General features: G+C 71.9%; 21 protein-coding genes and 2 pseudogenes. 6 read left to right on the plus strand and 17 right to left on the minus strand.

The window, feature by feature from the left end:
* Nucleotides 1–177: 177 nt before the first annotated feature.
* Nucleotides 178–666 (minus strand): cupin domain-containing protein, encoded by a 489-nt coding sequence (locus EAO71_RS26870; protein ID WP_147980406.1) that lies wholly within the window; start codon nucleotides 664–666, stop codon nucleotides 178–180.
* A 168-nt stretch (nucleotides 667–834) separates the two neighbouring features.
* Nucleotides 835–1,485: a winged helix-turn-helix transcriptional regulator gene (locus tag EAO71_RS26875; protein WP_147980407.1), complete on the minus strand. Its 651-nt coding sequence runs from the start codon at nucleotides 1,483–1,485 to the stop codon at nucleotides 835–837.
* 85 nt (nucleotides 1,486–1,570) lie between these two features.
* Between EAO71_RS26875 and EAO71_RS26880 the strand changes: the two genes are divergently transcribed.
* Nucleotides 1,571–2,782 (plus strand): pyridoxal phosphate-dependent aminotransferase, encoded by a 1,212-nt coding sequence (locus EAO71_RS26880; RefSeq protein WP_147980408.1) that lies wholly within the window; start codon nucleotides 1,571–1,573, stop codon nucleotides 2,780–2,782.
* Nucleotides 2,783–3,134: 352 nt separating this feature from the next.
* Here the strand turns inward: EAO71_RS26880 and EAO71_RS26890 are convergent.
* Nucleotides 3,135–3,222 (minus strand): annotated as a pseudogene (locus EAO71_RS26890).
* 35 nt (nucleotides 3,223–3,257) lie between these two features.
* Nucleotides 3,258–3,992 carry a DUF7873 family protein gene (locus tag EAO71_RS26895; RefSeq protein WP_147980409.1) on the minus strand — a complete coding sequence of 245 codons (735 nt, stop codon included), beginning with the start codon at nucleotides 3,990–3,992 and terminating at the stop codon, nucleotides 3,258–3,260.
* A gap of 179 nt (nucleotides 3,993–4,171) precedes the next feature.
* On the opposite strand from EAO71_RS26895, the gene EAO71_RS26900 reads away from it, so the two are divergent.
* Nucleotides 4,172–4,831: a DUF2293 domain-containing protein gene (locus EAO71_RS26900; protein WP_147980410.1), complete on the plus strand. Its 660-nt coding sequence runs from the start codon at nucleotides 4,172–4,174 to the stop codon at nucleotides 4,829–4,831.
* A gap of 13 nt (nucleotides 4,832–4,844) precedes the next feature.
* Here EAO71_RS26900 and EAO71_RS39780 read toward each other — a convergent pair whose 3' ends face one another.
* From EAO71_RS39780 to EAO71_RS26960, 12 genes and pseudogenes are all read right to left on the minus strand, one after another.
* Nucleotides 4,845–5,648, minus strand: coding sequence for a chaplin (locus tag EAO71_RS39780; RefSeq protein WP_147980411.1), 804 nt, complete (start codon nucleotides 5,646–5,648; stop codon nucleotides 4,845–4,847).
* A gap of 334 nt (nucleotides 5,649–5,982) precedes the next feature.
* A pseudogene (locus tag EAO71_RS26910) lies at nucleotides 5,983–6,465 on the minus strand (hypothetical protein); the annotation flags it as partial.
* Nucleotides 6,466–6,543: 78 nt separating this feature from the next.
* Nucleotides 6,544–7,074 carry an SMI1/KNR4 family protein gene (locus EAO71_RS26915; RefSeq protein ID WP_147980412.1) on the minus strand — a complete coding sequence of 177 codons (531 nt, stop codon included), beginning with the start codon at nucleotides 7,072–7,074 and terminating at the stop codon, nucleotides 6,544–6,546.
* A gap of 23 nt (nucleotides 7,075–7,097) precedes the next feature.
* On the minus strand, nucleotides 7,098–8,012 hold the full coding sequence (locus tag EAO71_RS26920) for an aspartate/glutamate racemase family protein (protein WP_261992377.1): 915 nt from the start codon (nucleotides 8,010–8,012) through the stop codon (nucleotides 7,098–7,100).
* A gap of 125 nt (nucleotides 8,013–8,137) precedes the next feature.
* A complete protein-coding gene (locus tag EAO71_RS26925) occupies nucleotides 8,138–9,589 on the minus strand; it encodes a nucleobase:cation symporter-2 family protein (RefSeq protein ID WP_147980413.1) in 1,452 nt (483 codons plus the stop codon).
* A gap of 295 nt (nucleotides 9,590–9,884) precedes the next feature.
* The gene (locus EAO71_RS26930; protein WP_147980414.1) at nucleotides 9,885–11,273 is read right to left on the minus strand and encodes an 8-oxoguanine deaminase; all 1,389 of its coding nucleotides are present in this window, start codon (nucleotides 11,271–11,273) and stop codon (nucleotides 9,885–9,887) included.
* Between the two features lie 48 nt (nucleotides 11,274–11,321).
* Complete coding sequence (locus tag EAO71_RS26935; RefSeq protein ID WP_147980415.1) at nucleotides 11,322–12,722, minus strand: nucleobase:cation symporter-2 family protein; 1,401 nt, start codon at nucleotides 12,720–12,722, stop codon at nucleotides 11,322–11,324.
* A 71-nt stretch (nucleotides 12,723–12,793) separates the two neighbouring features.
* Nucleotides 12,794–13,717 (minus strand): factor-independent urate hydroxylase, encoded by a 924-nt coding sequence (gene pucL, locus EAO71_RS26940; RefSeq protein WP_147980416.1) that lies wholly within the window; start codon nucleotides 13,715–13,717, stop codon nucleotides 12,794–12,796.
* 5 nt (nucleotides 13,718–13,722) lie between these two features.
* On the minus strand, nucleotides 13,723–14,112 hold the full coding sequence (gene uraH, locus EAO71_RS26945; protein ID WP_147980417.1) for a hydroxyisourate hydrolase: 390 nt from the start codon (nucleotides 14,110–14,112) through the stop codon (nucleotides 13,723–13,725).
* Nucleotides 14,109–14,624: a 2-oxo-4-hydroxy-4-carboxy-5-ureidoimidazoline decarboxylase gene (gene uraD / locus EAO71_RS26950; protein ID WP_147980418.1), complete on the minus strand. Its 516-nt coding sequence runs from the start codon at nucleotides 14,622–14,624 to the stop codon at nucleotides 14,109–14,111. The genes uraH and uraD overlap by 4 nt, the downstream gene beginning before the upstream one ends.
* 155 nt (nucleotides 14,625–14,779) lie before the next feature.
* Nucleotides 14,780–15,118 (minus strand): helix-turn-helix domain-containing protein, encoded by a 339-nt coding sequence (locus EAO71_RS26955; protein WP_261992394.1) that lies wholly within the window; start codon nucleotides 15,116–15,118, stop codon nucleotides 14,780–14,782.
* A gap of 56 nt (nucleotides 15,119–15,174) precedes the next feature.
* A complete protein-coding gene (locus EAO71_RS26960; protein ID WP_147980675.1) occupies nucleotides 15,175–15,426 on the minus strand; it encodes a thiamine-binding protein in 252 nt (83 codons plus the stop codon).
* 141 nt (nucleotides 15,427–15,567) lie between these two features.
* On the opposite strand from EAO71_RS26960, the gene EAO71_RS26965 reads away from it, so the two are divergent.
* The 3 genes from EAO71_RS26965 (at nucleotide 15,568) to EAO71_RS26975 (ending at nucleotide 18,953) form a co-directional block, all read left to right on the plus strand.
* Nucleotides 15,568–16,401 carry a TIM barrel protein gene (locus EAO71_RS26965; RefSeq protein ID WP_147980420.1) on the plus strand — a complete coding sequence of 278 codons (834 nt, stop codon included), beginning with the start codon at nucleotides 15,568–15,570 and terminating at the stop codon, nucleotides 16,399–16,401.
* A 35-nt stretch (nucleotides 16,402–16,436) separates the two neighbouring features.
* Nucleotides 16,437–17,327, plus strand: a complete 891-nt coding sequence (locus EAO71_RS26970; protein ID WP_147980421.1) for a 2-hydroxy-3-oxopropionate reductase — start codon at nucleotides 16,437–16,439, stop codon at nucleotides 17,325–17,327.
* 168 nt (nucleotides 17,328–17,495) lie between these two features.
* Nucleotides 17,496–18,953: a catalase gene (locus EAO71_RS26975; protein ID WP_147980422.1), complete on the plus strand. Its 1,458-nt coding sequence runs from the start codon at nucleotides 17,496–17,498 to the stop codon at nucleotides 18,951–18,953.
* Nucleotides 18,954–19,417: 464 nt separating this feature from the next.
* Here the strand turns inward: EAO71_RS26975 and EAO71_RS26980 are convergent, their stop codons facing one another.
* Nucleotides 19,418–20,620, minus strand: coding sequence for an MFS transporter (locus EAO71_RS26980; RefSeq protein ID WP_147980423.1), 1,203 nt, complete (start codon nucleotides 20,618–20,620; stop codon nucleotides 19,418–19,420).
* Between the two features lie 63 nt (nucleotides 20,621–20,683).
* Between EAO71_RS26980 and EAO71_RS26985 the strand changes: the two genes are divergently transcribed.
* The gene (locus tag EAO71_RS26985) at nucleotides 20,684–21,703 is read left to right on the plus strand and encodes a transcriptional regulator (RefSeq protein ID WP_147980424.1); all 1,020 of its coding nucleotides are present in this window, start codon (nucleotides 20,684–20,686) and stop codon (nucleotides 21,701–21,703) included.
* The last annotated feature ends 26 nt before the right edge of the window (nucleotides 21,704–21,729 follow it).

Raw genomic sequence — 21,729 nt, forward strand, 5'->3', positions numbered from 1 at the left:
CCCGCGTTCCCGTATCCCCTCCGGGGCGCGGGTGATCCCGTTCCCGTATCCCCTCCGGGGCGCGGGTGATCCGGGTAGCGTGATGCTCTTTCGGCGGCCGTCGACCGTACGGCCGCTCCGCGAGGTGGGAGGGCGCGGCGAGGGGGGCGCCGGGCCGCGGCCGGCGTCGGGGGTGCCTCAGCCCTGCGCGCAGGCGGGGGCCGGCTCGTCCACGGAGAGCGGGGCGCCCTTCGGCAGCAGGTAGGTGACGTAGAGAACCACCGGCTCGGTGCCCAGGTTGCGTCCGATGTGGACGTGCTTGCGGCCGGCGGGCTCGATGAACGCCTGGCCTGCGGAGGTCTCCTCGACCGAGCAGTCGTCCAGGGTCCGGGTCAGTGTGCCGGACTGGACGACGGCGACGAGCTGGCCGGGGTGGTGGTGCCAGCCGGTGGAGCCGCCCGGCGCGACGGTGATGGTCCGGACGGTGACGTCGGTGTCGCCGTGGGGCGGTTTGATCCGCAGCCTGCCGTCCGAGGTGCCCTTGGCGAGGACCGTGCCGCTGACGCCGGTGCCCGGCGTGGCCAGCGCGGCGGACGGGACGACCGCCACCGCCGCGATCGTGCCGGCGGCGACCAGGCCCTTGCGCAGCCGAGCGCCGCGCCGTCTCCCGCGTATCTCCGTCTCCATGGAAATCCCCTCCCACCTCGCGGAGCGGCCGTACGGTCGACGGCCGCCGAAAGAGCATCACGCTACCCGGATCACCCGCGCCCCGGAGGGGATACGGGAACGCGGGGAGCGGGAACGCGTGGACGCGGGGACGAGCCGGCGGTCAGGCCGGCCGAGCGGTGACGACGGTCAGACCGACGGCGCGGTGGCGGGCGCGAGTTCGGGGTCCCGGGCGCCGCCGGTGCGACCGGTGAACTCGGCGCGGCCGGTCGCCACGGCCTGCGCCAGGGTGAGTTCCCCGCTCGCCAGGGCCCGGCAGGTCGCCGTGTCCGTCCGCAGGTGCGCCTCGGCCGTCCCGGCCGGGCCGTCGCCGTACTCCGGGGCGCCGTCGCCTCCGACCCGCAGATGGAACTCGCCCTCCGGCAGCGTCACCTGGACCACCCCCTCGGCCGTACCGGCCAGGGCGCGCAGCAACGGGATGGCGAACCAGTGCGCGCGGACGGCGTCGGTCGGCCGGGGTTCCTCCAGGGCCGTCGCGCCCCAGGTCGCGAGGGCCTGCAGTACGGGGAGCAACGTCCTGCCGCGCGCGGTGAGTTCGTACACGTAGGCCGGGCCGGGGGGCGGCAGGCGGCGGCGGGTGACGAGTTCGGCGCCCTCCATGTCCTTGAGCCGGCCGGCCAGCATGTCCGTGCTGACGCCGGGCAGATCGGCGTGCAGGTCGGTGTAGCGGCGCGGTCCGGCGAGGAGTTCACGGACGATCAGCAGCGTCCAGCGGTCGCCGACGGCGTCGAGGGCACGGGCGGCGGCGCAGTACTGGTCATAGCTTCGGCGACGTGGCATGCGACGCAGTCTAGACAAGTTGTTGGACTTTCCAAGCTCGAACTTGGTAAAACCAAGCATCAGTGTTTCTGGGGAGGTCGTCGCTATGGAGTTCCGGCAGTCGAGCAAGTTGAGCGAGGTCTGCTACGAGATCCGCGGTCCGGTGATCGAGCACGCCAACGCCCTGGAGGAGGCGGGCCACAGCGTCCTGCGCCTCAACACCGGCAACCCGGCCCTCTTCGGCTTCGAGGCACCCGAGGAGATCGTCCAGGACATGATCAGGATGCTGCCGCGGGCCCACGGCTACACCGACTCGCGCGGCATCCTGTCCGCCCGGCGGGCCGTCGCCCAGCGCTACCAGGCCCAGGGCCTGCCGGATGTCGACGTCGACGACGTGTTCCTCGGCAACGGCGTCTCCGAACTGGTCTCCATGGCCGTCCAGGCCCTCCTGGAGGACGGCGACGAGATCCTGATCCCCGCCCCGGACTTCCCCCTGTGGACCGCCGCCACCACCCTCGCGGGCGGCAAAGCGGTGCACTACCTGTGCGACGAGTCGGCCGACTGGTACCCGGACCTCGACGACATGGCCTCGAAGATCACCGACCGGACCCGGGCCGTCGTGATCATCAACCCCAACAACCCCACCGGCGCGGTCTATCCGCGCGAGATCGTCGAGGGCATCCTCGACCTCGCCCGCCGCCACCAGCTCATGGTGTTCGCCGACGAGATCTACGACCAGATCGTCTACGACGACGCCGTCCACCACACGGCCGCCGCCCTCGCCCCCGACCTCGTCGTCCTCACCTTCTCCGGGCTCTCCAAGACCTACCGGGTGGCCGGCTTCCGCTCCGGCTGGCTGGTCGTCAGCGGCCCCAGGCAGCACGCGAAGAGCTATCTGGAGGGGCTGACCATGCTCGCCTCGATGCGGCTGTGCCCCAACGCCCCCGCCCAGTACGCCATCCAGGCCGCGCTCGGCGGACGGCAGTCGATCCACGAGCTGACCGCTCCGGGCGGCAGGCTCCACGAGCAGCGCAACCGCGCGTGGGAGAAGCTCAACGAGATCCCGGGGGTGTCCTGCGTGAAGCCGAAGGGCGCGCTCTACGCCTTCCCCCGGCTCGATCCGAAGGTGCACCGGATCCACGACGACGAGAAGTTCGTCCTCGACCTGCTGCTGCGCGAGAAGATCCAGGTGGTGCAGGGCACCGGCTTCAACTGGCCGCGTCCCGACCACTTCCGCATCCTGACCCTGCCCTACGCCGACGACCTCGACGCGGCCATCAGCCGCATCGGCCGCTTCCTCGGCGGCTACCGCCAGTAGGGCGACTCGTCGGCCAGGTCCCCTGCGGCCCGCCGCGGCGGGCCCGTCGGGCGCGGGGTCACGCCCGGAAAAGGAGCGGGTCCGAGGGCGTAGCCTGCCCCCGGACCCTGTCGATGCCGCTCACGATCACACGCCGGCACACTTGAGGACCCGGGTCATTCGTCATTGCGTCGCGTCCTGCCGTTGGACCACCGCCGATCGAGCTCGGCGGACCAGATTCGAACTGGCATTTCGACGCACCAGGGCCCGGGCCCGGTCGATCCGGCGATGAGCGGCGAATGCTGAGTCTGGAGCAATAGTCTGAGATTGACCGCGGTCTGCCTCTGCCTGGTTGGGCCACCCCGGCAGGAAGTGCCGGGAGGAGGACTCGAACCTCCACTGGAACCGCGGATGTCACGACAAGGCTCAGCTTCAGCTTTGCGCTCCTCGCGCACCCCGGCCGCGCTGTGCGGCCGGGGAGTCTGTGGTGTCCCGGCTACCCGAAGAGGTAGCCGAAGACGGCGTCGCCGACACGCTGGTCGGTGACCTCGGAGCCGTTCGCCTCCTCACGGGCGAACTTCACCGCCTGCTGGAGCTTCTCCACCCGCTCCAGGAGTTCGTTGACCCGTCGGGCCGGCAGGGCGCCCGAGAACTTCACCGTGGTCCAGTAACCGACCGGCACGTCCTCGTAGTAGACCTCCACCTGCGCCGGGTGCTTGTCGGTCGCCTCCGCCTTGACGTGGTTGCGCGGCACCTTCTTCGTGCGGACCGTCCGGACGACCTCGGTCTTCCACGCGTCGGTCGACGGGTCCTGCGTCCACGACTCGGCGGCGTCCAGCACCGGCAGCTTGCGGACGAAGGTGTTGATGTCCGTCAGCTGCTTCTCCAGGAAGAGCAGATAGGCGACGGGCACCTGCCCGACGAGCACCCGCCCGTCGACCGTGATGTCGGCGCGCGCCTCGCAGTTCGCCCAGTCCTTGGTGGCCGTCACATCGAAGAGGCGGGTCAGCGCCCGCGCGGTGTCACGGAGCACGTCCTCGGCCTTGACCTGCACCAGCGTCGACTCGGGCGGCAGCTGCTCGCCCTCCTCGTCCTTCGGCTGGTAGGTACGGGAGATGCCCGCGAGCAACGCGGGCTTCTGCAGCCCGTGGTGTGCCGTCGTCAGGTCCTGGTGCGCCCGGGACTTGACGCCCTTCTCCACTGCGATGATCTGATTGAGTTTCGTTGCCACGTCGTCGACCTTAGGGCGGGGGCCCTCATGGATCGAATGATTTTCCCGCCGGCCCCGACCGCGCCGGGCACCCTCGCCGGTGCGCCGGCCGCTCCCCCGTTCCGTGGCACCACGCCGCTCGTGCGGGACACGACCGTGCCGTCCTGCGCCTCGCCCGCCCTTCGCTGAGGAGGACCGTCGTGGATCTCGTCGCGCCCGTGGTCGTCGAGCCGCTCAAGCGCCGCCGCTGTTCGGAGTGTCACCGCGGACCGCTGGAGCGGATGATCGTCGAGTTCAACGCGCCGGTCTGCCTGGACTGCGCCGACCTCGGCCACCTGGTGTTCCTCCGCCGCGGCGACACGGCCCTGACCCGCCGGGCCCGCGAGGGCTCCACGCTGTGGGCGGTGGTCGTACGGCACAACCGGCGGCGCACCCGGTACGAACGGCAGGGCCTGCTCGTCGAGGAGCCGGCCCTGGCCCGCGCGGAGTCGGCGTGTCTGGCGGACGCGGAGGCGCGGGCACGGCGCCGGGCACGGGACGCGGACCGCCGGGCACGGCACGACGCGGAGATCACCGCCGTGCTGGAGGCCGAGATCCTGCGTCTCTTCCCGTCCTGCCCGGCCGGACGGGCCGCGGAGATCGCGGCGCACGCCTCCCGGAAGGGCAGCGGCCGGGTGGGACGCACGGCGGCCGGCCGGGCACTGGACCGGGGAGCGGTGACGGCCGCCGTACGGGCTTCCGTACGGCACGTCGACACCACCTACGACACGCTGCTGATGCGGGGCGTTCCCCGCCACCAGGCCCGGGCGAGAGTGGCACCGGCCATCGAGGCGGTGCTCCGGGCCTGGCTCACGGAATGAGGCGGCGACGGCCTCAGGCCTCGCCGCCCATCCGGCGGGCGCGGCGGTACATGAGCGCGCCACCGAGCAGGAGCGCGGCCGCGGCCGGGGCGGCGATGCCGGTCATGTCCGAGCCGGTGCTGGCCAGCGCGGCGGACTCGGCCTGCGGCGCGAGGCCCGGCACCTCGGTCTCGACGCTGGGGACCGACGGGATCACCCTCTCCTTCGGCGGGGTCACCACGCGGGGCGTCTCGGGCGTGGCGGGGCCGTTGACCGCGGTGTTGCCGAAGGCCGGGTTGCCGATGCCGACGACGTTGACCGAGTTGCCGCTGAGGTTGACGGGGAGGTCGATCGGCAGCTGCAGGCCGTTGCCGGACAGCACGCCCGGGGAGTTGTGCGCCACGCCCTCGGCGGTGGAGCCACCGCCGTTGGAGGCGCCCCCGCCGGTGTGTTCTCCGGCGGGTCCACCAGCGTGTCCACCGTTGTGACCGCCGTTCTGACCGCCGTTCTGACCGCCGTTCTGACCGCCCGACTGTCCGGCACGCGGCGTGGCGGGCCGGTCCTTGTGCGCCCGGCCACCGCCGTCGGAGCCGCCCGAGCGGTTCACGCAGCCGTTGCCGAAGGCCGGGTTGAGCAGCCCGACGACGTTGACGGTGTTCCCGCACGCGTTGACCGGCACGTGCACCGGCAGCTGAACGGAGTTGCCGGAGATCACGCCGGGCGATCCGACAGCGGCGCCCTGTGCACCGGAGTCGGCGTGCGCGGCGCCCGCCGAGAGCGCGATCGCGCCACCCGTGACCATCAGTGTGGCCAGACCACTTCGGCGAATCTGCCTCATGGCTTCCTGCCTTCCGGAAGGTGTTCCGCGGGCATTCGCCCGCATCCGCAATAACGCCGTCCGGGCACGGCGGGATCAGGGCATCGGCGTGATTCACCCCATCGAGTGGGTATGGCATCGAACGTACGTGGGCAGAATCGCGCCGCACATCGCGGGCCGTCGCGCGGTCGGTGAGAGGGCGGGTCGACGAGGGGCGAGGACGCCGGAACGCGGACCGGACAGCGGGGTGGTGCGGGGACGCCCCACGGCCGCGGGACCCGAGCGGCCCGTTCCTCCCTCGCGCCGGTTCCCCCGCGCTCCGGTCGGCCGGCACCCGAATCGGTACCCGGGCCGGTCAGCCGCCGAGCAGGTCGGTGAGCGCGCCCACGGGATCGGCGTCGGGCGTGCCGCGGGGCCACCAGTCCTCGCGATCGGCGTCGGACTCGTAGCCGTACCAGAGCCCGTCCCGGCCGAAGCGGAGCTGGAGGGAACGGGTGGAGAGCCGGTTGCGCCAGGGACGGAACGACGGGAAGTCGGCGGCGAGCAGCGCGGGGCGGGCCCGGTCGAAGGGCCCGGCGGGCGGATCCCAGGGCTCTTCGAGGACGCCGAGCCCGGCGAGGCCGCCCTGGCGCCACGCGGCCACCGCGCGGGCGAGGTCGGTGGGGGTGCGGTCGAGGGCGCCGCCCAGGTCCCGGTAGAGCGCGCGGGTCGACGCGGTGAGGCCGGAGCCGGGGTGCGCGGCGGCGAGGCGGACCGCGTCCTGCCACGGGGTGAGCGTGGCGACGGTGTCCTCACCGGTGACCAGGAAGGCGTGGGCCCGGGCGGCCGCCTCGGTGGCCGGTGCCACTCTCGCCCGGGCCTGGTGGCGGGGAACGCCCCGCATCAGCAGCGTGTCGTAGGTGGTGTCGACGTGCCATCAGCAGCGTGTCGTAGGTGGTGTCGACGTGCGCGGGCCGGTGACCACGAGCAGGGTGCTGAAGCCGCAGCCGTGCTCCTGGATGTACACGGCGCCCGCCGTCTTGCGTTCCTGGTGCACCCCGTACTCGTTGTCCCAGTCGTCCCAGGCCGCCTGGAAGGCCGCGCCGTCGGCGAAGTCCTTCTCCAGCGGCTCGCGGTCGTCGAGGTCGTCCTCGTAGGCGCGGTAGGAGTCGGGGTGGGGGAAGTCCGTGCGGAGCAGGTCGTAGTTGGTGTCGGAGTCCCCGTCCCAGCCCCAGCCCGCCGCGTCGCGGCGGAGGCGGTTGATCCGGCCACCCGCGCTGCGCCGGAGCAGGTGGTCCCGGTAGTCCTCGGGGAACGTGATCCCCAGCTCCTCCTCCGCCTCGCGCAGTTCGGCGGTGGTCAGCGGCGCCGGGGGCTCCTCCCGGTGCCGGCCCGTGGTCCGTTCCCCCGCGCCGTGCCGGTGTCCCTGCAGCATGCGCCGGTACTCGGCGGCCCAGTCGGTCGTCATGCGACGAGGTTAGACAGCGGTGATCACCGGCGGACGTCGGGGTCCGGCGCCCGCGGGTGCCCGGCCGGGCCCGCCGGGCTCTCGACACCCAGGAGCCGCGCGATCCTGCGGCAGGCGGCCGGGATCGGGGCGATCACCGGCGTCTCGAACCGGGCGCGCAGCACTTCCGCCGCCTCGGCGAGCGGTCCGCCGCCGATGACGACGGCCCGGGCCCCGTCCTCGGCGACGCAGGCGCGGACCGCACCGGCCAGGGCCTCGTGCAGCGACTCCGGGTGGGCGGCGAGCTGTTCGGGGTCGCCCTCGGTCAGGCGCAGACCGGTGAACCGGTCCGCGAGGCCGAGGGCGGCGACCCGCTCGACGACGGGACCGGCGAGGCGGGGCGTGGTGGTGGCGATGCCGAACGGCCGCCCGGACGCGGCGGCTTCCAGGAGCGCGGCCTCGCCGATGCCGACGACCGGCACGGGTCCTCCCGCGGCGCGCAGGGCGAGGCCGCGCAGTTCCGTCACGCCCGGATCGCCGAAGGCGGCCACCAGCAGCGCGCGGCACCGGCCCTCTGCCAGGGCCTGGCGACCGGCCGTGGCGACCTCCCCGGCGGCGGCCCGCAGGGCGGCCGGATCGGTGAGCATGCGCGGTCCCCGTGCCACCGTGACGCCGCGGACGCCCACCTCCGGCCCCAGTGTCCGGCGGGCGATCGCGGCCATCGTCGCGGTCGTGTCCACCGCGGTGTTGGGATTGATCAGCACCACCGTCGGCGCCCCGAGGCCGTCGCCCCGCGCGGATGCGTGGAGACGCCCGGGCACGGCGGAGACCTCCCTCACGGGCGCGGTCCCGGGGGGAGCCGCGCCGGTGGGCGCCGCGCCGCCGGTGCGCACGGTGGCCGGGGCGCGGCCCGCCCCCGTCCACCCATGCTCCTCGCCGGTCCCTGCCACCTCAGCCACCCCGCATTCCTCGGACGCCGGACGCTCCGTCACTCCCCTCGACTGCCCGCTCCTTCCCCGCGCACGCCACCGGTCCCCGCGGCGGGCGCGGGGACCGGTGTGGGCTGTCGGGTCACGTGCGTCGTTCAGTGGACGTGCGCCGCCTTCGCGGTGCGGGTGCCGGAGATCTCCTCGCCCGGCTCCATCGGCGCGGTGACCGTGTCCTCGTCCCGGCCCCTGCCGAGGTGGTTGAAGACCAGGTTCAGCAGGACCGCGGCGACGCAGCCGGTCGAGATGCCCGAGTCCAGGATGATCTTCGCGGTCTCCGGGAAGGCGTGGTAGAACTCCGGCTCCGTGATCGGGATGATGCCGACGGCCAGCGAGACCGCCACGATCAGCACGTTGTTGTCCTTCTCCAGGCCCGCCTTGACGAGGGTCTGGATGCCGCTCGCGGCGACGGAGCCGAAGAGGACGACGCCCGCGCCGCCCAGCACCGGCCGCGGCACGACGGAGATCAGCGAGGCGGCCACGGGCGACAGACCCATCAGGACCAGGAAGCCGCCACCGCAGGCGACCACGAAGCGGCTGCGGATCCTCGTCATCGCGACCAACCCGATGTTCTGGGCGAAGGCGCTGCACATGAAGCCGTTGAACAACGGGCTGAGGGCCGAGCCGAGGGTGTCGGCGCGCAGTCCGGCCGCGATGGTCCTCTCGTCGGCCGGCCGCTCGACGATCTCGCCGAGGGCGAGCATGTCGGCGGTCGACTCGGTCATCGAGACCAGCATGACCACGCACATCGAGACGATCGCGGCGAGCGCGAACTGCGGGGCGCCGAAGTGGAACGGGCTCGGGAATCCGACGACGGACGCCTCGGTGACCGGACTGAAGTCGGTGACGCCGAACGGGATCGCTATGAGCGTGCCGATGACCAGGCCGACGAGGACGGCGACCTGCTTGAGGAAGCCGCGGGTGAAGCGCCGCAGGACCAGGACCACCACGAGGGTGATCGCGGCGAGGGTCAGGAAGGAGGTGGAACCGTAGTCCTCGGCCGCGGGGTCGGGACCCTGGGCCCAGCCGAAGGCGACCGGCAGCAGCGAGACGCCGATGAGGGTGATCACGGTGCCGGTGACGACGGGCGGGAAGAAGCGGACCAGCTTGGAGAAGTACGGGGCCGCGACGAAGCCGAGGACGCCCGCGACGATGATCGCGCCGAAGATGATCGGCAGCGCGTCGGCCTKGTCGTCGGTGGTGTCGACGATCGCGAGCATCGGCGCGACGCCGGCGAAGGTGACGCCGTTGACGAACGGCAGCCGGGCGCCGATCTTCCAGACGCCGAGCGTCTGGAGGAAGGTGGCGAGTCCGGCGGTGAAGAGGCTGGCTCCGGTGAGGAAGGTCAGTTCGGTGCCGGAGAGCCCGACGGCCGCTCCGACGATCAGGGGCGGGGCCACCACGCCCGCGTACATGGCGGCCACGTGCTGGAGGCCGCTGGTGAACATCTTCAGGGGCGGCAGCGTCTCGTCGACCGGATGCTTCCGGTCCTCGGAGTCGGTGGCGCTTGCATCGTGTGCATCATTGCGAAACCTGGGCTTGGCGGCCACGGCGGTTCCTCCGGTCGGTTACACGTCGGCGGTGACGCGGATGTCAGGGAGGTGGTGCAAAGTGGTGCAGATCGTGCGCCTCACGGTGTGCGGCTCATGAGGATGTGCGGAGGGGGGTGCGGTGGCTCGGCGTGGGGCGCCGTGCCGGGTGTTCCGGGAGGAGGAACCTCTTCTCACCTTCCGGGGGGTGCCGTACGTCGTGCACGGCACCCCCCGGCCGGCTGCCGCGAACCCCGCTCGGGTCCGCGGCGACCGACCGAGGGCCGTCCCCCTCGGTCGGACTCCATGGGGAGGGTCAGCCCTGGGCCGCGATACGGGCCAGGCGCTGCGCCTCCGCGCGCGCGTCGCGCGCGATGGCCTCTTCGTCCGCGAAGAGCAGTCGGTTGTTCTCGACGATCTGCCTGCCGTTGACGAACGAGGCCGTCACCGGGGCGGCCGCGCCGAACACGATCGCGGTGACCGGGTCGGCGATCGAGGAGTGGCCGAGACCGTCGATCTTCCAGAGGACGAAGTCGGCGAGCTTGCCGGCCTCCAGCGAGCCGATCGAGTCGGCCCGGCCGAGGACCTGGGCGCCGCCGTACGTTCCGAGGCGCAGGGCCTGACGGGCGTTCAGCGCGGCCTCACGGTGCGCGCCGAGGCGGTTGATGAGGAGCGCGTTGCGCAGTTCGGTGTGCAGTTCGCCCGACTCGTTGGAGGCCGTGCCGTCGACGCCGAGGCCGACCGGGACGCCCGCCTTCAGCATGTCGGGGACCCGGGCGATGCCGGCGGCGAGGCGGGCGTTGGACGAGGGGCAGTGCGCCACACCGGTCTTCGTCCGGGCGAAGGCGGCGATGTCGGAGTCGTTCATGTGGACGCAGTGCGCCATCCACACGTCCTCGCCGAGGAAGCCGGTCGACTCGAAGTAGTCGGTGGGGCCCATGCCGAAGAGCTCGTGGCAGAACTTCTCCTCCTCCACGGTCTCCGAGCCGTGCGTGTGCATCCGTACGCCGAGACGGCGGCCGAGCGCCGCGCCCTCCCGCAGGAGGTCGGTGGAGATGGAGAAGGGGGAGCAGGGGGCGACGGCGACCTGGGTCATCGCGTCGAAGGAGGCGTCGTGGTACTTCCGCACCGTCTCCTCGGTCGCGGCGAGCGCGCCCTCGGTGGTCTCGACGGCGAAGTCCGGCGGCAGGCCGCCGTCCTTCTCGCTGCGGTCCATCGAACCGCGGGCGAGGGTGAAGCGCACGCCCATGTCGGAGGCGGCCCCGATGATGGCGCCGGACAGGTCGCCGGAGCCCTTCGGGTAGACGTAGTGGTGGTCCATGGCGGTGGTGACGCCGCCGCGGGCCATCATGGCCAGCGAGCCCTGGGCGGCGACGCGGACCATGGCCTCGTCGATGCGGGCCCAGGTCGGGTAGAGCGCGACCAGCCAGTCGAAGAGGTTGTGGTCGGTGGCCAGGCCCCGGGTGATCCACTGGTAGAAGTGGTGGTGGGTGTTGACCAGACCGGGCGTCACCAGGTGACCGGTGGCGTCGATCCGGCGGACCACGTTCTCCAGACCCTCCGGCGCCTTGCCGGCGCCGATGGACTCGATCCGGTTGCCGGCGACGACGAGGTACCCGGAGGCGTACTCGGTGTCGTCGGCGTCCACGGTGGCGATCGCACAGTTCTCGATGACGGTGCGCTGGGGTGCCGAAGGTGCTGCCATGGCGGTGGTTCCTTCATTCCTCTTAAGTGGTGTGGGCACGGCAGGACCCTAGGAGGATTTGAGTGCCGGGGCCGTGTGGTGGCTCCGGGTGCCGAGGTGGTGGAAGAACAGGTTGAGCAGGACGGCGACGAGGGCGCCCGCGCTGATCCCGGAGCCGAGCACGGTCTGCGCCCAGGCCGGGAAGTCGGCGTAGAAGGTGGGGGCGGCGAGCGGGATGATGCCCGCGCCGAGCGCCACGGCCACCAGGATGATGTTGGAGCTGTCGTCGAGGCCCGCCTCGGACAGCGTACGGATGCCGCTGACCGCGATCGAGCCGAAGAGGACGATGCCCGCGCCGCCGAGGACCGGCATGGGGACGGTCGAGACGACCGCTCCCAGGACGGGGAAGGCGCCGAGGACGAGGAGCGTCCCGCCGGCGACGGCGACGACGTAGCGGGAGCGGACCCGGGTCAGCGAGACGACGCCGACGTTCTGGGCGAAGGCCGAGGTGGGGAAGCCGCCGAAGACGGGGCCGAGGAGGGTGGCGATGCCGTCGGTGCGCAGGCCCCGGGTGATGGTCCGTCCGTCGCTGCGGCGGTCGCAGATCTCGCCGAGGGCGAGCATGCCGGCGCTGGACTCGGTCATCAGGACCAGCATCACGATGCACAGGGACAGGATGGCGGCGGGCTGGAACTCCGGCGCGCCGAAGGCGAACGGCGCGGGCAGCGCGGCCACCGGGGCCTCGCGGAGCGTGCCGAAGTCGGCCATGCCGAAGGGGACGGCGGCGAGGGTGCCGATGAACAGGCCGAGCAGCAGGGCGATCTGCTTGACGAAGCCCTGGCCGAAGCGCTGGAAGAGCAGGATGACCACGAGCGTGAAGGCCGCGAGCGCCAGGTGCCTCATGGCGCCGAAGTCGGCGGCGTCGCTGTCGCCGCCCTGGGCCCAGCTCACCGGCACGGGCATCAGGGTGACGCCGATGAGGGTGATCACGACGCCGGTGACGAGCGGGGGGAAGAACCGGAGCAGCCGGCCGAAGAAGGGGCCGACGGCGAGGCAGAAGACACCGGCGACCATCACCGCGCCGTAGATGGCGGGGAGTTGGTGCCCGGGGGCGCTGGTCTCGGCGATCGCCAGCATGGGGGCGATGCCGGCGGAGGACGCCGCGTTGACGAAGGGCAGCCGGTTGCCGGCGAAGCGTCCCGCGCCGATGGTCTGCAGGATGGTGGCGCAGCCGGCGATGAGCAGGCTCGCGGCGATGAGCCGGGTCATTCCGGCAGCGTCGAGGCCGACCGCCTGGCCGATGATGAGCGGAGGGGTGACGACTCCCGCGTACATGGCGGCGATGTGCTGGAGCGCGGCGGGTACGAGCCGCGCGGCGGGGAGCTTCTCGTCCACGGGGTGGACCGAGGACCCCTGCGGGGTGGAACACGGGCCCTCGGCTGTCGCCGGCCCCGATGCGGGCTGTGCCATGGAGGTTCCCTCCGGTCCGGTGGCGGCCCCCGCCCGACTGCGGGCGGACGGGGGCGGCCACGCAGTGCCGCTTAGAGGTTGGTCATGTCGACCGGGATGTGCGCCGTGGCTCCGTCGCGCAGCACCGTGGCCTCGATGAGGCCGTACATGCGGTCGGCGGCGTAGTAGACCTCGTTGTCGTTCTTGAGCCCGAAGGGCTCCAGGTCGACGAGGAAGTGGTGCTTGTTCGGGAGCGAGAAGCGGACCTCGTCGATCTCCGAACGGTGGTTGATGATCCGCGAGGCCATCTGGTACAGCGTCTGCTGCAGCGAGAGGGAGTACGTCTCGGCGAACGCCTGCAGCATGTGCTTCCTGGTCTCGGCGTAGGACTTCTCCCAGTTGGGCATCCGCTGCTCGTCGTCGGTCCAGTTGAACCGCCACCGGCCGGATACCTGGGTGGCCAGGATGCGGTCGTACGCCTCCTGCAGCGTCGTGTACTTGTCCTTGATGTAGCCCCAGAACTCCGAGTTGGTGGAGTTCATCACGACGAGGTCCTTGAGGCCGGAGATGACCTCCCACTTCTCGCCGTCGTACGTGATCTGGGTGACGCGGGTCTCCTGGCCCTTGCGGGCGAAGGAGTGGTTGACCTCGTCCGAGCCGATGAACCTGGAGTTGGAGTCCGAGGAGGCGATGCGCTCCCAGGAATACTCCTCGATCCGGATCCGGGCCCGGTGGATGGGCTCCTGGCTGGACACGAAGTGCCGGGCCAGGTGGATGCCGAACTGCTCGGCCGACTCGATCCCGTACTCCTTGGCGAAGGCGAATACGGTGTTCTTGGTGGTGTCGGTGGGCAGGCAGTGGGCGTTGGAGCCCGAGAGGTGGACGTCGTCGAGGTCGCCGGAGAGGGCGACGGAGACGTTCAGGTCCTTGATGTGGTGGGTGTCGCCGTCCCGCGTGATCTTGACGACGCGGTTCTCTGCTTTGCCGTACTGGTTCTGGCCGAGAATCGTGGGCATGTCTGCTAGCTCCCTCGGTAAACGGAGTAGCCGAACGGGTTGAGCAGCAGCGGTACGTGGTAGTGCTCGCCCGGCGTGACGGCGAACGTGATCGCCACCTCCGGGAAGAACGCACCGCTGTCCCTTACGCGGGGGGCGTCCTGCTGCGCCTCGGCTTGCTTCTTGGAGAAGTACGTCTCGGTCTCGAAGTCGAGACGTACGTGGGTCGTTCCCTCCGGCAGCGCCGGCAGGTCCTTGCAGCGCCCGTCCGCGTCGGTGGCCGAGCCGCCGAGCGCGACCCAGTCGGCGTCGGATCCGCCGCGGGCCGCGAGCGTGACGGCCACGCCCTCGGCCGGGCGGCCGATGCTGGTGTCCAGGATGTGGGTGGACACCGATGCGGTGGTGTCGGTGCTCATGCGGGGTTCTCTTCCTCTACGAGTCGGGTCAGGCGGATACGGTTGATCTTGCCCAGTTCGGTGCGGACGATCTCCCGCTCCCGTTCGGGCGAGTTCCCGATCCGTTCCCGGACCGCGTCGCGCATCTGCTCCCCGGTCCTGCCGGTGGCGCAGATCAGGAAGACGTGCCCGAACCTGTCCTGGTAGGCCAGGTTGAGTTCGAGCATCTCGGCCTTGAGTGCCTCGGAGGCGCCGGCCATCCCGCTCTGCTCGCGGGAGGAGGTCGGGTCCCCTGCCTTCGGACGACCGATCGGCGGGTGGCCCGCCATCGCCTCGGCCAGGTCCTCGGCGGTCAGCTCGGCCGTGGCGGCGTCACTGGCGAGGAAGAGGTCGTCGGCGGTGGCGTACGGGCGCTGGGCGAGCAGCTTGCTCCCCCACGCCGAACTGGAACACACCTCGTGGAGTGCGGCGACGGCGTCGCCGTCCGCCGAGGTGTTGAACCGGGTGAGGCCCGGTGTCGTACCTGAAGTCACGGGAAGCCTCCGTGGCTGTTTTTCGCTGTGCGTCGGACGGGCTGCGGATAGCTAACGCCCTCCGCAACACAACGTCAACACTTTGTTGAAAAGTCGGCCACACAAAAGCCGTCGTCCCGACATCCGGACGACGGCTTGTGGCCCATCATGATCAACTAGCCGTTCCCGGCAGCCTTTTCCCTGTTCAGGGCGGTCTCCCTGTTCAAGTAGTTGTACACGGTGAAGCGGCTGACACCCAGCGCCCCGGCCACCGTCTCCACCCCGTGCCGCACCGAGAAGGCGCCGCGCGCCTCCAGCATCCGCACCGCCTCCTGCTTGGTCTTGCGGTCCAGCTCGGACAACGGCATCCCGTGCCGTCGCTCCATCGCGGCGAGGATGTGGTCCAGGGACTCGGACAGCTGGGGCAGCCGTACGGCGATGACGTCCTCACCCTCCCAGGCGAGGACCACGTCGTCGGTCCCGGCCTGCTCGGGTCCCAGTATCTCCGCACCCATCGCGTCGACCAGCGGCTTCACCGCGGCGACCAGGGGGTGGTCCAGGGGGCGCTCGGTCACTTCCCACCCTCTCCGATCACGTTGACCTGGAGCGAGACACGGGTAGCGCCCGCCGCCAGGGATCTGCGCAGCAGCGCGTCGACGGCGGTCAGCACCTCGTCGGCGCCACCCTCCGCCGTGTTGCCGAAGGGGCCGACGTCCACGGCGTCCAGTTCGGCCGCCTGGATGACCTCTCGGGCCACGACCGCGTGCGCCGGCGCCTCGTCCAGGTCGAACGGCTCGGTCGTGAACTCCACTCTCAAACGCACCATGCCCCCACGCTACTGGCCGCCCACCGGCCGGCGGCAGCCCCCGACCTGCCGGGCCCCCTTGACAAGTGGGCGGCTCGACTTGCAGCATTCCGTCAGACAGAAACTTACTTCCGCAATACGGAAGGAGCGCCGCCCCTCATGGGATACACGGACCAGCGCTTCGATGTGAACCTGTCGATCCTCTTCACGGAACTCCCGCTCCTGGAGCGCCCCGCGGCCGCCGCCGCGGCGGGCTTCACCGCGGTCGAGCTGTGGTGGCCCTGGATCGACACCGCCACCCCCGACCAGAGCGAGCTCGACGCGCTCAAGAAGGCTCTGGACGACGCCGGCACCCAGCTGGTGGGCCTGAACTTCTACGCCGGGCAGCTGCCCGGACCTGACCGCGGCGCGCTCTCCGTGCCCGGCGAGGAGTCCGACCGCTTCCGCGCCAACATCGAGGTGGCGGCCGACTTCGCCGCCTCGGTCGGCTGCGGGGCGCTCAACGCGCTCTACGGCAACCGCGTGGAGGGCGTCGACCCGCAGATCCAGGACACCCTCGCCCTGGAGAACCTGGTCCTGGCCGCCCGCGCGGCGGACCGGATCGGCGCGATCCTGCTGATCGAGACCCTGAACAAGCCGGAGTCGCCGCTCTACCCGCTGGTGAGCGCCCCCGCCGCGATCGAGGTCGTCGACAGGGTCAACGCAGCCACGGGGCTGGGCAACGCCAAGTTCCTCCTCGACATCTACCACCTGTCGATGAACGGCGAGGACGTCGGCGAGGTCATCGCGCGGTACGCCGACAAGACCGGCCACGTCCAGATCGCGGACAACCCGGGCCGCGGCGCGCCGGGCACCGGCGACCTGCCGCTGGAGCAGCTCCTCGACGAGCTGAGGAAGGCCGGCTACGACGGCTGGGTCGGCCTGGAGTACAAGGCCGCCGACGCCGCCGCCTCCTTCGCCTGGCTTCCCGCCGAGGCCCGCGCGGCCCGCTGACCCTCCCCGTACCACCTGTTTTCGAGAGGCACCTCATGAGCAACCTTCCCAAGATCGCGTGGATCGGCCTCGGCATCATGGGCTCCCCCATGTCCGAGAACCTGATCAAGGCGGGCTACTCCGTCACCGGCTTCACGCTGGAGCAGGACAAGCTGGACCGCCTCACCGCGGCGGGCGGCACCGCCGCCGCGTCGATCGCCGAGGCAGTCGCCGACGCCGACGTCATCGTCACGATGGTGCCCGCCTCTCCGCAGGTCGAGGCGATCTCCTACGGCCCCGAGGGCATCCTGGAGAACGCGAAGTCGGGCGCGCTGATCGTCGACATGTCGTCGATCACCCCGCAGACCTCCGTGGACCTGGCGAAGCGCGCCGCCGAGAAGGGCCTGCGCGTCCTGGACGCCCCGGTGTCCGGCGGCGAGGCCGGTGCCGTCGAGGCCGTCCTGTCGATCATGGTGGGCGGCGAGCAGGCCGACTTCGACGCGGCCCTGCCGATCCTCGAGGCGCTGGGCAAGACCATCGTCCTGTGCGGTCCGCATGGCTCCGGCCAGACGGTGAAGGCCGCCAACCAGCTCATCGTGGCGGTCAACATCCAGGCGTGCGCCGAGGCCGTCGTCTTCCTCGAGAAGTCCGGCGTGAACCTCCAGGCCGCCCTGGACGTCCTCAACGGCGGTCTGGCCGGCTCCACGGTGCTGACCCGCAAGAAGGACAACTTCCTGAACCGGGACTTCAAGCCCGGCTTCCGGATCGACCTCCACCACAAGGACATGGGCATCGTCACCGACGCGGCCCGCAACGTCGGCGCGGCCCTCCCGGTCGGTGCCGTCGTCGCCCAGCTGGTCGCCTCCCTGCGCGCGCAGGGCGACGGCGGCCTGGACCACTCGGCCCTGCTGCGCGCCGTCGAGCGCCTCTCCGGCCGGCAGGTCTGACCCAGATTTCCGGACGGCGGTGGCGCTGACACCTGTCCTGTCGCGCCCAGGCGTCGCCGCCGTCCGGAACACCACACTTCAATTTCAACAAACTGTTGACGTTGCTCCGGGGGCGTACCTACGCTCCAGAGCACCCCCAGCAGTGCAGCTCCCGTACGGAAGGTCACGATGTCGAAGCGCGTGCTCACGACCGAGTCCGGCGCCCCTGTCGCCGACAACCAGAACTCCGCCACCGCCGGCGTCGGTGGCCCCATCCTGCTTCAGGACCAGCACCTGCTGGAGAAGCTGGCGCGCTTCAACCGTGAGCGCATCCCGGAGCGCGTGGTCCACGCCCGCGGCTCCGGCGCGTACGGCTACTTCGAGGTGACCGACGACGTCACCGGCTTCACCAAGGCCGACTTCCTCTCCGCGGTCGGCAAGCGGACCGAGACGTTCATCCGCTTCTCGACGGTGGCCGACTCGCTCGGCGGCGCGGACGCCGTCCGCGACCCGCGCGGCTTCGCGCTGAAGTTCTACACCGAGGAGGGCAACTACGACCTCGTCGGCAACAACACCCCGGTGTTCTTCATCAAGGACCCGATCAAGTTCCCCGACTTCATCCACTCGCAGAAGCGCGACCCCTTCACGGGCAAGCAGGAGCCGGACAACGTCTGGGACTTCTGGGCGCACGCCCCCGAGGCGACGCACCAGATCACCTGGCTGATGGGCGACCGCGGCATCCCCGCCTCGTACCGTCACATGAACGGCTACGGCTCGCACACCTACCAGTGGACCAACGAGGCGGGCGAGGCCTTCTTCGTCAAGTACCACTTCAAGACGAACCAGGGCATCCGCTCCCTGTCCGCCGACCAGGCCGCCGAGCTCGTCGGCAAGGACGCCAACTCGCACCAGACCGACCTGCTCCAGGCCATCGAGCGCGGTGTGAACCCGTCGTGGACCCTGTACGTCCAGGTCATGCCGGCCGCCGAGGCCGCGGACTACCGGTTCAACCCGTTCGACCTCACCAAGGTGTGGCCGCACGCCGACTACCCGCTCCAGCGGGTCGGCCGCCTGGTCCTCGACCGGAACCCGGACAACGTCTTCGCCGAGGTCGAGCAGGCCGCCTTCTCCCCCAACAACTTCGTCCCGGGCATCGGCCCCTCGCCGGACAAGATGCTCCAGGGCCGCCTCTTCGCCTACGCGGACGCCCACCGCTACCGCCTCGGCGTCAACCACACCCAGCTGCCGGTGAACGCCCCGAAGGCGACCGTCGCCGAGAACTACGGCCGCGACGGCTTCATGGCCACCCGCCAGGGCTCGCGCCACGACAAGAACTACGAGCCCAACTCGTACCAGGGCCCGGCCCAGACGGACGAGGCGCTCTCCGCGCCGCTCGCCGTCCACGGCTGGACCGGCACCCACGCCGCGCCCGAGCACGTCAAGGACGACCACTTCTTCCAGGCGGGCGAGCTCTACCGCCTGATGTCGGAGGACGAGAAGGGCCGTCTGATCGCCAACATCGCCGGCGGCCTGTCCCAGGTCTCCCGCGAGGACGTGATCGAGCGGAACATCGCGCACTTCGCCGCCGCGGACGCGGACTACGGCAAGCGCGTCGAGGAGGCGGTCCGCGCCCTGCGCGAGGACTGATCTCGTCGGAATCCAGACTGCGTACGGCACATGACGGGAGGTCAGATGCCGTGCGCCGTCCGGACCGCCGGCCCGGATGAGGGGTGGCAGGCGGTACGGACAAGCGTGAGGACCGCGGCGGCGAGCGAGCCAGTGCGGTGGTAAGGACGACCGGCTCCCCTTCCTGACCTGAAGGAAGGGGACACGCCCGGCGCGTCCGTCGCCCACCGCCGCGGTCCCCGACGCCCCCTCAGGGGGAAACCCTCGAAACCCCGCCCGGCGGCGCGAACGTCCTGTCGCGCCAGCCTCGCACCGTCGGGCGGACTCAGACGAGAGCGCGGAACCAGGTTTACGGTCCCTGGTTCCGCGCTCTTTCGTCGTACAGTCCCCGGGCGTCGCCTCCGCGGTGAGGATCCGCACCCGTCCGGGCGGGCCGCCGGGTCCGCGGTCGGCTCCCGACCGTCGGCCGGGCCGGCCGCGGACGATCAGGCCGTTCGCCGGCCGACCCGCCGGGGAGACGGCCGCGGTCCGGTCGCCGGCCTCCCGGTGAGGGCGAGTGCGGCACTGACCGTGAGGGAACCCGCGGCGAGCACCGCCATCGCCGGTCCCGGCCCGGTGAACTCGGCGACGGCGCCGGCCAGCGCCGCGCTCAGGCCCTGGAAGGCGAGCATGCCGGAGGCGTGCAGCCCCAGCGTGTGACCGGCCGGTTCGTCCGGGGCCAGGGCCATCAGCCGCTCCTGGAAGAGCAGCGAGGCGCTGTATCCGACGGCGGAGACCGTCACCGCCGCGATGGCGAACGGCAGGCCGGGCGCCGTGGCGAAGAGCAGGAACGGGGCCGCCAGCAGCAGGTGCAGCGGGTGGGCCAGCCGGCCGCGCCAGGCCGCCGGCGCCAGACGGCCCACCGCGGTGTCCCCGGCGAGCATCCCGAGCGCGCCGCAGGCGAAGAGCAGGCCGGCCTGCTCGGGGGCGTACGGGACGAAGAGCGACTCGCAGCCGACGATCAGCCCGTTGGGGATCCACAGGGCGAGGTACACGTGTCGGCGTGGGCGCGGGGACCACAGGCGGGCGTTGGTCCGCCAGGTCTCGGCGACGGAGGCCCGGCCGGCCGCGCGCGGGGCCCGCCGGGCGAGGCCCAGCCGGGCGGTGAGGGCCGCGGCCAGGTGGAGCGCCGCGCTCACGAGCAGGGTGCCGCGCGGGGAGAGCAGCGCGATCAGCAGGCCGCCGCCGGCGAAGCCGCCGATCTGGCAGAGCCCGACGGCCGTGTTGAGGACGGAGCGGCCGAGCACGTACCCGTCGCGGTCGAGGATCTGGTCGAGCAGGCCGTAGCGGACGCCGCCGGCGACCGAGCCGACCAGGCCCTGCAGGAGCAGGATCCCGTAGGCGGCCCCCAGTGGCAGGCCGGGTACGGCCTGGAGCAGGGTGGCGAGCGCGAAGAGCAGCGCCGAGCCGGCGAGGGCGGCGCGCGGCGGTGTCCGGTCGGCCGCCGACAGCAGGGTCGCGGCGCCCACGAGCTGGGCGAGGGCGGGGCCGAACAGGGCCAGTGAGGACAGGAGCGGGGAGCCCGTCGACCGGAAGACGAGGGTGGCGAGCCCCAGCCCGGCGACCGTCTGGGCGGCCACCTGGACGGAGGCGGTGAGGAAGAGCGGGGTGAACTCGGGCGTGCGGAACAGCTCGCGGTAACTGCGCATGTGCCGGAGTCTCGGAGAGCCGCGGAGAGGGCCGATATTGTTTCGCGGGGAGGCGAAACTGACGTGGGCTGGTGGCAGATCGACGCGGACTCGCTCGCGGGCGGCAGGTTCGTGATCTCGCCGCTGGCCGAGACGGTCGCCGCGCTCAAGGCGCGGGAGCACGCGTCGGCGGCGCACCCGGGCGAGCGGGAATGGCTGGCCGCTCACCTGGGCCCGTACCGCGCGCGGTTGGCGACCGATCCGGTCGACGCCCGGCTCGTCCGGGCCGCGCTCGGACCGACCTGGAACGCCGACTTCCTCACCCCCACCCCGCGCGGCGAGGGCGACACGCCGTCCTTCGAGCAGGAGCTGGAGGCGGTCCGCTCGACGCCGCCGGCCGCTGCCGTCGGGCATCTCGCGGTCTCCCTGGGCAGGCAGGTGCCCGAACCGTTGCGATCGGCGGGCGACCTGCCGGAGCGGCTGGCCGCCGTGCTCCGCTGGGTGTGGCAGGAGACGGTGCGGCCGACCTGGCGGCGGCGCCGGCAGGTCATGGAGGCGGACGTGGTGGCGCGCACGGCGCGCCTGAGCCGGGGCGGCTGGGCGGCGGCGCTCGACGAACTCGCCCCCGGCCGGACGCGCTGGCTCGGCGACGGACGCCTCCAGGTCAACACCCGTGACTACCCGCCGAGATCGATCGACGGGGCCCGGCTGCTGCTCGTCCCGGTGACGCCGGGGCACGGCTGGGTCTCGTGGGAGGGCACCGAGCGCTACGCGATCGTGTACCCGTGTGCGGGCGCGCTCGCGGACACCGAGGGACCGGTCGTGCCGCAGGCGCTCGGCGCGCTGCTCGGGACGGCGCGGGCCGGAGTGCTCGTACGGCTCGGAACCCCCACCTCCACCAGCCAGTTGGTGGCGCTGACGGGTCAGGGGCTGGGTTCGGTGGGACGGCATCTGAAGGTGCTGCTCGACGCGCGGCTGGTGCGGCGCCGGCGGGCGGGCCGGTCCGTCCTCTACGACTGGACCGAGGCGGGGCGCGCCCTGGTGCGGGCACAGGACGGCCCCCGCCCGGGTGCTCTGCGGGCGGGGGCCGGTCCTTCGCCGTGACGTCCGGMCCGCGCGGKCCGGACATC

The organism is Streptomyces sp. MS191 (assembly GCF_008042125.1).
Lineage (GTDB): Bacteria > Actinomycetota > Actinomycetes > Streptomycetales > Streptomycetaceae > Streptomyces.